Annotated in this window: 9 protein-coding genes; all 9 read right to left on the reverse strand. The window is 42.6% G+C overall.

The annotated features are described in order from the left end of the window. Positions 1 to 4: 4 nt before the first annotated feature. Positions 5 to 2665: a glycoside hydrolase family 16 protein gene (locus PAT01_RS04220; RefSeq protein ID WP_154944877.1), complete on the reverse strand. Its 2661-nt coding sequence runs from the start codon at positions 2663 to 2665 to the stop codon at positions 5 to 7. 596 nt (positions 2666 to 3261) lie between these two features. Then, the gene (locus PAT01_RS04225; protein ID WP_154944879.1) at positions 3262 to 4053 is read right to left on the reverse strand and encodes a sterol desaturase family protein; all 792 of its coding nucleotides are present in this window, start codon (positions 4051 to 4053) and stop codon (positions 3262 to 3264) included. Next, a complete protein-coding gene (locus PAT01_RS04230) occupies positions 4046 to 4690 on the reverse strand; it encodes a CDP-alcohol phosphatidyltransferase family protein (protein WP_154944881.1) in 645 nt (214 codons plus the stop codon). Before PAT01_RS04230 ends, PAT01_RS04225 begins: the two co-directional genes overlap by 8 nt. Positions 4691 to 4717: 27 nt before the next feature. Continuing rightward, positions 4718 to 5356: an ATP-binding cassette domain-containing protein gene (locus PAT01_RS04235; RefSeq protein WP_154944883.1), complete on the reverse strand. Its 639-nt coding sequence runs from the start codon at positions 5354 to 5356 to the stop codon at positions 4718 to 4720. Between the two features lie 22 nt (positions 5357 to 5378). Further along, positions 5379 to 7133 (reverse strand): ABC transporter permease, encoded by a 1755-nt coding sequence (locus PAT01_RS04240; protein WP_154944885.1) that lies wholly within the window; start codon positions 7131 to 7133, stop codon positions 5379 to 5381. Then, positions 7130 to 8407 carry an ABC transporter substrate-binding protein gene (locus tag PAT01_RS04245; protein WP_154944887.1) on the reverse strand — a complete coding sequence of 426 codons (1278 nt, stop codon included), beginning with the start codon at positions 8405 to 8407 and terminating at the stop codon, positions 7130 to 7132. The genes PAT01_RS04240 and PAT01_RS04245 overlap by 4 nt, the downstream gene beginning before the upstream one ends. Beyond that, positions 8394 to 9212 (reverse strand): DUF547 domain-containing protein, encoded by an 819-nt coding sequence (locus PAT01_RS04250; RefSeq protein WP_154944889.1) that lies wholly within the window; start codon positions 9210 to 9212, stop codon positions 8394 to 8396. Before PAT01_RS04250 ends, PAT01_RS04245 begins: the two co-directional genes overlap by 14 nt. A gap of 1 nt (position 9213) precedes the next feature. Continuing rightward, entirely contained in the window at positions 9214 to 11367 is a 2154-nt protein-coding gene (locus tag PAT01_RS04255; RefSeq protein ID WP_154944891.1) for an FAD-dependent oxidoreductase, read from the reverse strand. Between the two features lie 16 nt (positions 11368 to 11383). Next, positions 11384 to 13738, reverse strand: coding sequence for a TonB-dependent receptor (locus PAT01_RS04260; RefSeq protein WP_154944893.1), 2355 nt, complete (start codon positions 13736 to 13738; stop codon positions 11384 to 11386). Positions 13739 to 13976 lie beyond the last annotated feature (238 nt).

Raw genomic sequence — 13976 nt, forward strand, 5'->3', positions numbered from 1 at the left:
GTTTTTATGGATTCGCGATAATCACGTTATCTATGCGGTATAATGCGCCGTTGCCCATATCCCACGTAGGAAATACCATGAGCACGTTTATAGCGCTAATATCTAAGCCCGCATCAAATAGTTCCTGAATAGGGAAGGTGTATGTTTGCCATTCGCCTGTAACAGGTGTTTGCCCTTCATTGCTTTGCGTTAATGCCAGCTCTACTGCGCTTGAAGCGCCAATTGATTCAATTTTAAATAACCATTGTGCATCCACGTTTGAAGGTGCTGTTATTACTTTTAAATCAAACTGTACAACGCCATTTTCTAACAGGGCTGATGCATCAAACGATACGTCTTCATCGGCTAAGAAGCCTATTACAGTAGGTGTTGCACCAATGCTAAACTGAGCCACTGCGCCGTGCTGATCATCGTCGGTTTCTGTAGTAGGTGTTGAACCACCACAGCAATCCCATATGCTCCACTGATCGGCGACTGTATCTGTAAATACGTTTAGCTCACCAGAGGCAACGGGCGCTGCATTAGGGTTGTAAATTTTAACGTTATCTACACGGTAAACCGCGCCTTCACCTGCGCCCCATGCCGGAAAAATCATAAGTACATCAATTGCACTTACATCAAGGCCTGCACCTGCGAGATCTGATAACTTAAATGTATAAGTTTGCCACTCGCCAGTCACTGGCGCTACACCTTCAACACTTTGCGTTAGTTCAAGTTCTGCAAATGAAGTTGCACCATTTGCCTCTACTTTAAATAACCACGCAGTTGACGGGTCGCTTGGGGTTGACGTTACTTTTAAGTCAAACTGTATAACGCCTTCATCTAAAATGCTGCTTGCATCAAATGACTCACCTGCACCACCTACTTCAGTACGGCTGTTAAAGCCCATTACTGTAGGCTCTGCACCAATACTAAATTCAGCGGTTACACCGTGCGCTTCATCATCTACCACTTCGATAGGTGTTGAGCCACCACAACAATCCCACATTGGCCATGCTAGGTTTTGCTCATCTTCAAAAATAGTTAGCTCTGGTGATGCGCCTAGGTTGTCTTGTGTAATTTCAACGTCGTCAATTAAAAAGGTTGCGCCTTCGCCCGTGCCCCACTCAGGAAATACCATAAGTACGTCAATTGCGCTGATATCTAAATCTAAGTCAGCAAGGTCAGAAAGTAAAAACGTATAGGTTTGCCACTGACCTACTACAGGTGCTTGGCCTTCAACGCTACTTGTAAGCGGCATATCAGCATCGGTTGAGGCTTCTGTGCTTTCAAGTTTTACAAACCAAGGTGTGTCTGGCACGCTTGGTGCGCTGGTTACTTTCATTTTAAAGCGTACGTAGCCTTCTTCTAGCATAGGTGAAGCATCAAAAGGCGTTGCAGCGCCGTTTTCATCAGTAATAAACGCATCGCGGCTAATAAAACCAACCACTGTAGGCTCGCTACCTATTGTAAATTCAACAACGTCGCCTTGCTCTTCATCACTTACAATTGCAGGTGTAGAGCCACCACAACAATCCCATGCTGGCCAGTTAGGGTTAAAGCTGTCGCCAAAAATAGTTAACGGTGTAGCAATACCTGTAGATGGCGGGCTAGGAATAGGCGCTTCGCCCTCTAGCAGGGCATCGTCTAGGCTATCGTAACCTGGGCGAATAGTTTCACACCCTTTGCCGGTATCTGGGTTTGATGCACATTGATAAACACGTACGTAGTCAATTGCAAATGTTTGGCCGTTTTCAAATGCGCTGGCATCTACGCCTAACTCATTTACGTTTTCAGGCCAGTCGCCGCCTACTGCTAAATTTAACAGTAAGTGAAAGTCTTTATCGTAAGGAGCGCTATCCCAATGAGTTTCTAGCTCGCCAGAACCTTGTTCAAAATACTCTGCAAACCAACCGCGATGTTTCAAACCTGCTGCTTCGCCTTTGGAGTTATATAATACTTCTGATTGGCGCTGTGTGGCATATAGGTAGCCATCAACGTACCAGCGTATTTCACCTTCTTGCCACTCTACTGCGTAAGTATGAAAGTCATCTGCTGGGTTGCTATCTTCAGGAAATTTGTACTCTTGGCCTGTGTAGCTGTTATCTGGCCATGCACGGCCGTAATGCAATGTGCCATGAATGCTTGATTCAATACCGCCATCTTCGTCAGCGGTTTTTAGGTTTACTGATTCTAAAACATCAATTTCGCCTGAGCGTGGCCATGTACCGTATTCTTCATCGGTTGGTAGCATCCAAAACGCAGGCCAGCTGCCTTGCCCCGAAGGGAGCTTTGCACGTACTTCAAAGCGGCCATAAGTAAAGTCAGCATTGTAACGGGTATTTAAACGCGCAGAAGTGTAGGGCTTTTCAGCGCCTTCTGTCGCGGGTAGGGCAACAATGTTTAACACACCGTCTTGTATAAAGGCGTTTTCTTCGTTATCGGTGTAACATTGTTTTTCGTTGTTACCACCGCCATCGCAGTTTAATTCAAAGTTCCACTTATTAGTATCAATGGCAGAGCCGTCAAACTCGTCGCTCCATACTAGTTGCCAATCTGAAACTGGCTCAGAAGCGTCGATATTTTCAAAATTAGATGTTGTGGCTGAGTCGCCACCACAGCCAGCTAAAGACGCTAACGAAATAGCAGCCAGTAAGCGAGCAATGTGTGTTTTTTCAATGTTCATAGCTGAACCCCGGTTTCACAGATTGTTGTCAGAATGTGTGTTTAAACTTATTAAAAAGAACCATATTTATTTTTGTAAGCGCTTACATTTATCGTGTGTTTTTGTAAGCGCTTACAAATAATATTGCGCACTACGTAAATGGTCAACATATTTGTGTGTTTTATTTACATTTAGTTTACGGTAAGACCAGTTTACCAATTGGAGTTATTAACTAAATCGCTAATAAATTTAACAGCTTACATTATTTGAAATGTTGCATTTTTAATACATCTATTAATATTTTACTTAAGCGGTAAATATTAAAGTGACCTACAGCAATTACATTTAGCGCTAATTGCGATGATTTACCCGTATTAGGCTAACTATATGGCGTGTAATTTTGCTTTTTTACAAAAAACGAAAGTTAAAAAAAGTGAAAGTGGTATAGCATTCAATAGGTTAGTAAACCCTTTAAAGTGTTTAGCTTGTTAAGATTAAATTTTAGGGGGGGGAAGGCTTTGGCGGGGTTTAATAAGGTAAATGTGTAAATTTAATACGCATTTACCCCTTAATTTATTGTTTATTTAAATAGTATTGTAGCCACTTGAAACGGCAGCTTATTTACGTTTAAACGGCATAATTAGCAAACCCCACAGCGAGGCGTTTTGCTGCGGGTTAGGGTATTCTTTTAAGCCTATATCTATGTCGTTATCGGCTTTTTGCGCTTCATTTTTGTAACTACCAAACAGTTTATCCCACCAAATAACGCTGAATCCATAGTTTGAATTGGTTTCGCTCACGCGTTGGCTATGATGAATACGATGCAGTATTTGGGTCATTAATATGAGCCGAAGTGGTTTTTCTATGGCATTGGGTAAACGTATATTGGCGTGGTTAAACAGCGCTAATCCGTTAAGTGCTATTTCAAATATTAATACTGCAATAGCAGGTACTCCTAAAGCGGTAACGGCAATCAATTTTATAACAATACTGAGCACAATTTCGATAGGGTGAAAACGCAAACCTGTGCTGGTATCTACATGGGCATCGGCGTGGTGCACACGGTGCAAACGCCACAAAATAGGCACTTGATGAAAAAGCCGGTGCTGCCAATAAATAACTATATCTAGCAGTAATATGCTTAAAATAATAGCAACACTACTTGGTGTGGCTATTTGATTAAATAAACCGATACCCTGCTCTTGGTTATAAAGCGCTACGGCAGTTAAGCCTATTGGTACACTTAAGCGAGCAATTACAGATGCCGCAAACACCAGTCCAAAATTGGCCAACCACCGGGTGGTACTTTTTATCGGCGATTTGCGTGCGGGCATACGCGATTCTAGTAGCATCATAATAACCAAAATGCTAAAAAAGAACCCTAATCGCCACCAAATTTCATTACTCATTGGCTTGTTTAACCTCATCAGCTTCTTGGAGTTTTAACGTGTTATAACCACCATGTATACGTGTAAAAATAGTAATAGCGCACGCAGTGGCAAAAATACTCGCCATTAGGGCAAAGTGCTGCGGCCAAATACAAAAGGCAATAAACAGCGCGATGGTTTCTGTGCCTTCGGTTAAACCATTTAAATAGTAAAAACTTTTGTATTTAAACTGGGGTTTTTCGAGCTTAAATTTTTCGGCGGCTATGGCAAAGGCTAAAAAGCTTGAGCCAGTGCCTATAAAGGTGGCCAGTAATATGCTACCTGCAATGGCGTTTTGCTCGGGGTTTGCCAAAATAAAGCCAAGCGGAATTGCCGCATAAAATAAAAAGTCGAGGGTAATATCTAAAAAGCCGCCAGCGCTTGAACTTAAATTTGCATGGCGTGCTAATGCGCCATCTAGCCCATCTAAAATACGATTTAAAGCAATAGCCGTTAACGCTGCGTACCACATTTCATACGCAATTAATGGCACAGCTAATAGGCCTATTAAAAAGCCTGCCACAGTAAGTTGGTCGGGCGTTATAACGCGTTTGTGCATTAACGCTACAACAGGGGTTAACAGTGGCTTTATTACTGGGGTGATGTATTTGTCTAACATGCTTGGTGCCTTGTGCTTTTTGTGCGTTTACTTGGCTAAATTTAAGGTGATCAGTTTGCCGTTTGCAGCCTCTGCATCGCTATGATCGTGAGTTACCATAATAGCGGGCAATTTATGCTCGCGTATTTGGCTAAATACCAGCTCGCGCGTATCTACTCTTAATTGGGTGTCGAGCTTGCTAAAGGGCTCATCAAGTAAAATGGCTTTTGGCTCGCTTAATAGCATACGCAGTAAAGCAACGCGGGCTTGTTGCCCACCAGAGAGGTTGTCGGGGTGGCGATTAGCCATGCCTTTTAATCCAATTTGTTCAAGGGCGTGCTCTATTTTTTCAAGGCGCTGTTTTTTATTGCCTTTAGGCATAGCAAAGGCAATGTTACCGCTTACCGATAAATGCGAAAATAATAACGCATCTTGATAAAGCACGCCTATGTGGCGTAAATATGCGGGTAAGTTATCAATATTTTCGCCGTTAAGCCACACTTCGCCATTTGCGCTAAAACCACTGGGTAATGTGCCGGTAAGCCAATTTAATAAACTTGATTTACCACTGCCTGATGGCCCCATAACAGTGAGTATTTCGCCGCCTTTTACCTGCTCGTTTAAGCTAAGTAATTGTTGGTTTTGACGATAAAGCTCACAATTTTTAATCTCTAAAGATGACTGCATTAAAAACCTTTTAATTTATGGGTTAGCGATGGGCGCTTTTAAAAAAGTACTTAGGTAACACCCACGCCAGTATAAAGCCAATGAGTGGCAATGCCATTTGCATAATGGCATACACCGCACTGGTGCGCCTACTTGCGCCATTAGCAAGGGTAACCGCTTCGGTTGTTATGGTTGCTATGCGCCCGCCACCGGCTAAAAGTGTAGGTAAATATTGGCCAAAGCTAATGGCTAAACCAAGTGCCGCCGCAATTAAAATAGGAGCAAATAACTGGGGTAATTTCACTTGTAAAAATACTTTGCAGGGCGTTGCGCCAAGGCTTGCTGCTACATGAGCAAAGCGAGGGTCTAAGCGCCTATAACTGCTCGCAAGCGATAAAAACACATACGGGAGTACAAACAATAAATGGGTAAATACCACATTAAAAAACGCGGCCTGGTTATTTACTAGTTGTTGCAGCCACACTAGGCCAAATAAAAACGCAATACTTGGTACAAGCAGCGGTAAATAAATAATTAAGCTGGTAAAGCGCGACATGGGTTTGGCACTTAATTGCTCTGACTCTAAGCACAAAAGCGTAATAATAATGGCAAATAACGTAGTAACTAACCCTATAGCAAGGGTATTAAAAAGCGGGTTTTGCATTTGCATTAGCGCACTTTTAAAGTGAAGTAGCGTGAGCTGCTCGGGCAGTGCCGCCGGAAAACGCCAAAATCCGGCAACCGACCACATAATTAAGCCAATTAATGAAAGCAAAATAAAGCCAATTACAAATACTGTTAATACGGTTGTTATTTTTTGCCAATAAACACCGCCATATTCTCGCTCGCCATTGGTGAGTAAATCACTAAATAATGCTTTTATCGCTTTTTCGCCGCCAAGCCAAAGAGCTAGTAAACCGCCAGTAAGGACAAGCTGTAATAGTGCCCCCGCAGAGGCTTTAATACGCAGGTTTAAATCTATATCGTTAAACCAGTGCATTATAGCGACAGCCAAGGTGGGTGGTGTATTTGGCCCCAAAATAAGTGGCATTTCTACACTTGCACTGGCATAAGCCAATACTGCGAGAATAGGTAGACGCAATAATGGGTAAAGGCTTGGTAATATTACTTTAAAAAAAGCCGTCATAGGGCAGTAGCCCAAGTTAAGCGCTACTTTATGTTGCTGGCGCAGCTTTTTGCCAAGCTCAGGTTGGGCAAGCACACCTAGCGCCATTAACAGTAAAAAAGGCAGCTCTTTAAGCGTTAAGCCTAAAATTATACTAATTCCAAACGCGTCATGCGGAAACATGCCGTTAGGCGCAAGTTCCCATCCACTAAACCAAGGCGATACTAAACGCGAGATCATTCCCGAAGGAGCAATTAAAAAACCAACCGCAATAGCCGCTGCCGCGTGGGGAATTACCAGTATCGGGCTCAATAAACGCTGAATACGGTTAAGCCACGGGCTATTAAAAAATGCCGCTAAAATCATTAATGTAATGGTAAAGGCTAGTAAGGTACTTATTAATCCGCTGCCAACACTTAGCATAACCATGTGTGTTAGGCCGGGTGTTTGCATGAGCATAGTAAAGCCATGTAGGCCAAGTGTTGTGTGCTCAAGTACCGGCGCATAACCAAAAGCGGGCAATAGCACACTAATTAAGCCGCCTATTACAGGTAAAATAAGCAATGCCAGTAAAAAGCGTGGGCTTAATGTAACTAATTTACTAAACATATCGGCGCTTTTATGTGGTTTAAGCGTTGGGCTTGCTGCTAACTTATTTGAAACAACACTCATTGGCTTACTCCAAAACGTGTTTGCCAACCTTGCAAAATAGCATTTACCCAGCTTGGGTGTGGCTCACTTAGCGTGCGTTTAATACTATTTAAAGGCAGGGCACTTGGATGCGGTTGCGTTGTTTTAAATAAAGCTTGTTGCTGTGGAGCTAGCGTTGATTGAATAAGTACGCTTTTATCGCCCCATATAGACGCTTTTTGTTTTTGAGCTTGCGCCTCTGGACTTAATAAAAAATTAGCCACTAACTGCGCACTTTGTGCATGGCTTGCATTATAAGGTATGGCTACAAAGTGGGTGTTACTTAAACTGCCATCTTGCATGGCATAACTGCGAATGCTTTTTGGTAAATCATAGCGTTTAACGGCGGCGGGTACTTCGGGTGCTGAAAACGTAAACGCTATGCTTAGCTCTGTGTCGCCTACTAAACGGCGCATTTGTGCGCCACTTTGCATAAAGTGTTTACCGCCGCGCCAAAGTGTTGGGTGCAGTTTATTTAAAAAGTCCCATAATGGGTTTAATACTTGGGCTGTGTTTTGTGCAGTAGCTGGTTGATTTAACTGTGCTTTAAGTGTGTCATCACTTTGTTGATGTAGCATAACAAGCGCGTATTTTAAAAAACTCATGCCTAAAAAGTCAGGCGGCTTTGGGTAGCTAAAGCGCCCTGGATTTTGTGCGCTCCAGCTAAGTAATTGGTTTAGGGTTGTTGGTAGTGTGTTATTTACAGTGCCGTCAATTGCTAAACTGTCGTAGTAAAAGGTGAGCGATGCTTGGCCCCAAGGAGCTTCCATCCCGTTGGTGGGAATTCCAAAATCAAAATTAACAGCAGGGTTATTACTAGGGTCGGTGTAGCTAAAATTAGGCAGCTTATTAGCCCATTGTTTAAGTAATAATGAGTGCTCGCTCATGGTGGCAAAGTTAGCACCGTTTATCCAAATTAAATCTACGCTGCCTTTATCGTTATTGTTTGCTGATTTTTCGGCAAGTACGCGGCTAACGGCTTCGCTGGTATCACTGAGTTTTACATGTACTAAGTTAATGTTGTATTTGGCTTTTACTTGCTGCGCAGCCCATTGAATATATGCATTTATTTGCGCATCGCCGCCCCACGCATAAAAATATACGCTTTGGTCTCTACCTAAGCTTTCTATTTGTTGCCAACGGCTTTGTAGTTGTGTACTTGCTAGGCTTTTAAAGCTAATAACAAGGCAAATGCAAAACGCGACACAGCAAAAGCTGTATCGCGATAATGTTTGCCAACATTTATTGGCGAGCATTTAAATCCCAGTTGTAGTCTAAAAACTTAACTTTCATGTTGTTATTTTTAAGCGCTTTTTGCTGAGCGGGTACCAGTTTTAGTGCTTTAGGGTATTGCAAAAAAAACTGCTGCAGCGTGTTGGCGCCTTTAAAACCTTGTTCAAAGTCATCACCGTACCACTTAAATATTGAAGATACACTTAGCGTGTTACCTTGCACTATATTACGAGTCATGTCTGATAAAAAGCGGACTGTTTGCGCTTGTAATTGTGCTTCTAATGTATCAGCAGTATACGCTTCTTCACGAAGTGCAGGGCAACCAATACTCGCGCAATTTACAGCAAAGTGAATACGTGGATCGTTGTATTTACCACTGCCACGTATTAAACCATGCTCTATATCATCAAGGCTGCGCGTTTTACCAAGTAATGGCACAAACTCTTTGCTCCATGGTGAGCTAAAAAAGCTGCCTAAATCTTTAATTGATTTAAGGTTTGGGTATTTTGTTAATATTAGCTCAACAGTAAAGGCGTTATATGCGTTGATTAAAAACGCCAGCTGCTTTGGTTTTTCCCATGTATCAAACTCGTTTTGCGTAACAGCCGATAGCGAATCTAAATAGCTTTTAAGCTCGCTGTGCTTAGCTTTTATTGCTGCGTAATCAACCTCTGTGCTGTAGCCATGATTAATAGCTACAACATGGTTGTTTAATAATGCGTTCCAGCCCTCGTGCATATTTTGAGCTTGGGCCGAAAATGACGTTGCAAACGATGTTGCAAGCAAAGCAGACCCTAACAATAGCGCTTTTAAAGGTGTTTTAAACATATTAGCCTCTGCGCCATGCGTGGTATTTTTCAAGCATGTTAAGTACTTTTTCAGGTGCGTGAGCGCGTTTCCACTCTCCCGCCGCGTACTTGTTACCTTCAGCCCAAGTAGGGTAGCTGTGAATAGTGCCCAGTATTTTGTTAAGGCCTAACCCGTGTTTCATTGCCAGTACAAACTCAGCAATTAAATCGCCAGCGTGCTCAGATACCACAGTAACACCGAGTATTTTGTCTTTGCCTTTTGGTGTAATTACTTTAATAAAGCCTTTGGTGGCGCTGTCGGTAATGGCGCGGTCTAGCTCTTCAAATTCAAAGCGAGTGATTTCATAGTCAATGCCTTTATCAATAGCGTCTTGCTCGTTTAAGCCAACACGTGCTACTTCTGGGTCAATAAACGTAGTCCACGGAATAACACGGTAATCTACTTTAAACTTTTTAAGATTACCAAATAAGCCATTTACTGCAGCGTACCAGCCCTGATGAGCGGCTACGTGCGTAAACTGATACGGACCTACAATATCGCCAGCGGCAAAAATGTTAGGGTAAAGCGTTTCAAGGTATTCGTTAGTGACTACAGTGCGGTTAGTTTCTATGCCAAGTTCTTCAAGGCCGTAACCTTTAAGGCGAGCGCTTCGGCCCACAGCACATAGTAGCTCATCGTATTCAATATCGATTTCGGTATCATTATGTTTTACCACAATGAACTTTTTACCGTCGCGCGCTTCACAGCGCAGTGCCTGATGCGATGTTAAAATGTTTACGCCGCTCTCAATAAGCGCTTCGTGAGCAAAGGTAGACACCTCTAAGTCTTCTTTGATCATAATGCGTTCAGCCATTTCAATTTGCGTAACATTTGAGCCTAAGCGTGCAAAACTTTGTGCAAGTTCACACCCAATTGGGCCGCCGCCAAGTACAACAAGTTTTTTAGGGGCTTCATCAAGCTCAGCAAATTTAGTCCATAATGTATCGCTTGTTACATAGCCTGTTTCTTCAATACCAGGAAGTGGCGGTACAAATGGGCGTGCGCCAGTGGCAATAACAATAGTACGGGCGGTTAATGTTTGTGTGCCGCCATCGTTAAGTTTAATTTCTACAGTCCACGGGTCTAATAATTTACCGTAGCCTTTTACAACATCTACACCAAGGTTTGTGTAGCGCTCAACGCTATCGTGCGGGGCGATGTCGGCAATTACTTGGTGTACACGTGCCATTACTTTTTTAAACGAAAACTGCGGTGCCATGTTTTCTAAGCCGTAGTGTTCACCGTGGCGAATTTGCTCGGCAATTTTAGCGCTTTTAATAACGGCTTTACTTGGCACACACCCGTAGTTTAAACAGTCGCCACCCATTTCGCCGGCTTCAATTAGGGTTACTTTGGCTTTAACTGCTGCTGCAATGTAGCTTGTTACTAAGCCGCCAGCACCTGCGCCAATAACAATCATGTTACGGTCAAACTTTTTAGGTTTAGTGTAGTTTTTGTATACGCGACGTTTTTTAAACACGTTTAAGATTCCTTTAGCAATAAAAGGGAACACACCCAATAAAGCGAATGATAAAATAAGATCGAGCGATAAAATGCCTGATAAGCTTTCAATTTGCGCAAGTTGCGTACCGGCGTTTACAAATACAAATGTACCCGCCAGCATGCCTATTTGGCTTACCCAGTAAAAGGTCCATGCTTTAATGGCGGTAACACCCATCAATAAGTTAATTAAAAAGAACGGAAATACGGGTACTAATCTAAGCGTAAATAAGTAAAAGCCACCTTCTTTTTCAACGCCTGCGTCAATAGCGTCTAAGCGCTCAGGAAAACGTTGTTTAATTGTATCGCGCAGTAAGTAACGTGATACTAAAAAGGCAAGTGTAGCACCTACCGTAGAGGCAAAAGAGGCAACCAATAAGCCCTCAACTAAGCCAAATAATGCACCTGCAGCCAGTGTTAATATTGCCGCACCCGGTAAAGAGAGAGCCGTTACCACTACGTATAATAAAAAGAAGCCACCAAAAACCAATAATGGCGATTGCTCTTTATATTGGCTAAATTGGTCCATCGAGCCTTTTAAGCCTTCAAGCGTAAGTAACTGGTGTAAATTAAAGTGAAAGAACAAGCCTATAGCCGCTGCTGCAATCAATACCAAAAATAGTTTTTTAATCATGTTCTCTCAACCGCTCTTAAAAATTATGGGTTAGTGTTAATTTTGCGTTTATTGGCAGTTCTGGAAATGCCAATGTTGCACCAAAGTAACCCCCTTCAAATACAGGGCGCCAGTTTTTTTGATTAGTGACATTGTTTACATCTAATCGCAACTTAGTCCTAGGCGTAAAAGCGTAGCTAGTATTAACGTTTAGCGTGTATTGATCACGAATTTTAACTGTTGCTAAAAAGTCTAATGGGTAACTCTTTGTATATAGACCTGAAAAACCCATTTGCCATTTCGAATTAATTGAATAATTTCCGTTAAAACTGAACGACTGCTCAGGAATGCCCTGAACTTGGCGGTTTGAAGGTGCAAACGCGGTAAAACTTGGTGCGCCAACGCCGGTACCGGCAATAATGTCTGGGCGTGAATTGTCAAATGCATCGATTACTTGAGCAGAATCTTGACTGCTTGCAGAATTGTCGTAACGAGCGTCTATGTAGCTGTAACCCGCACTTAGCCAATAAGGGTAGGCATCGTAAAATACTTGGCTTTCAAAACCTGTAGTACGAATACCTGTATTGCTGCCGTCGCGATTACGTAAACTACGGCGCTGGCTAAATACCGCGCCATCAGCGTACCAGTCTCTGTCGGTTGGGGCGTACTTTAAGCCAAACTCAACTAAGGTGTTTTCGGTAGCAAAATTTTGTGCGCTAATTGTGTTATCGCCGCCAAGCGATGTGCCGCCAGCCATACTGTTTGATGTGGCTTCGTTATAACTTGCTGCACCATAGGTGGTGTAATCACTATTTAATTTGTAATTAAAGCTAACTTGGCCTGAATGAAGGGTTTCGTTAATGCTGTCGCTTGCGGCAACTTGACCTTGTGGTGCAATAGGGTCGTTTGCTTCTACATCGTAAAAGTCAACGCGGTAACCCACACTGGTATGAAGTTTATCGCCCCAATCAGAGTCTTGCTGAATAGCAAGCCCGGTTTGCCATGAGCGTGAGTCGGTGGTGTCTGATAAGTTAAAGTCACCGCTGCCATCGTTATCTAAATCGTATTGACCACCAGGCGATACAAATACACCTGGTCTTAGCTCTACTAAACGTGCTTTTTGTGCATCGGTTAAGGGAATGCGGCGGTTTGAAAGTGGGCCAGTTAAATCAATAGGTAAATCGGCCTCGGTAGTAAATTGGCTGTAGCCAAGTACTTTGTTGTAGCGTACGTCAAAAGCAAAAATTGTTTGTTGGTCGCTATTCCAACGGTAAGTAAGCTCAGTACGGTTTTGTGCTGTATCGGCGCCGTCTATAATTTCTACAAAACTGTTTTGGGCTATTTCTTCACGCTGTAAATGCTGAAAGTATGTAATGTTTTTAAGTGAGGCATTAGCACTTAGCTCGCGCTTATAAATGCTGTGAATTAAATAAGTGGTTGCTTCGTTTTGGTTATCAGGGTCGGTAAGTACGGTGCTACGATCTATTTTTACTTGCCCAGTAGGCGAAACAATTGAACCCGCTGCTGGTACGGTACTGCCATTGGCTTGCACGCCTTGGCCAGTAATATAAAGGCCATCATCAATTAAGGCTTGGGTAGGGCGGTTAATACCTGCGTTGTCGGTAAATTCAACTTGGTATAGCTCAAAGTTAATATCCCAACTGCTTTTATCATCCGGCAAAATTCTAAGCGCAGCAAATAAACTGTCGCTTTTAGTGCCTGAGTAATCGTAGTAGCTGCCTTCATCAAGGTGCTCGTAACTTACTCTAAGGCCCACTTTATCTTTTATAATGGGGGCAGTGTAATCTACTTGGGCACTGTATTGATCCCATCGCCCCGCTGAGATCTTAACTTTACCTTTACTTTCATCTGTAGAAGCAGTCTTTGAGTGTAAATTTACAAAACCACCGTTACGTTGGCTTGAACCAAATAAAACCGGCGGTGCGCCTTTTACTACGTCTATTTGTTCTATAGAGTTGAACGATAACGGCACGCCAAAGCCATTATTACCTGCTTGGCGGCGTGTACCATCTTGAAAAAGCTCACCCAGTTGGCCACGAATAGTAGGTAAGCTGGGTGCACCAAAGCCACTTGCAGAGTATGTGTTTGGGCTTACGGCTAGTACGTCTTGTAGGGTAGTAATATTTAGTTGCTCTATCAACTCGCTTGAAATAGGCGTTACTGAGCGTGCTATGTCTTGCAGTGCAAGGTTGTCGCCGAAGGGGCCGTTAATAGTGGCATCTTTTACAGAAAGCCCTTGAGATTTAATCGTTTGGCCTGCTACTTCAATACGTTCAATTGAGTCGGTATTAGCTGTAGATTGTGCCGCATGAGCATAAAAATTAGGTGTGAGTGAAGCGGCTATAAAAAGTGCCAAATATGAATGTTTCAAAAGGGTTCTCATTTTGGTTAGTGTGAATGTGGCAATAAAGACCTGCAGCTTTGTGAATAACTTTCAGTAAATATTAATTCTTTTTGTTTTTTAGAATGAAACGTTAAAAGTTTAGCACATTGCTCAAAAGCGTTATTCAGTTTTAGCCACTATGTTTTTGTTTTACAAATACTGTAGTTAGTTATTGCCATAATAGGTCTTAATTTATAAATAGCGGTTTTATACGCAAACAAACCAA

This window comes from Pseudoalteromonas atlantica, from assembly GCA_007988745.1.
GTDB lineage: Bacteria > Pseudomonadota > Gammaproteobacteria > Enterobacterales > Alteromonadaceae > Pseudoalteromonas > Pseudoalteromonas atlantica.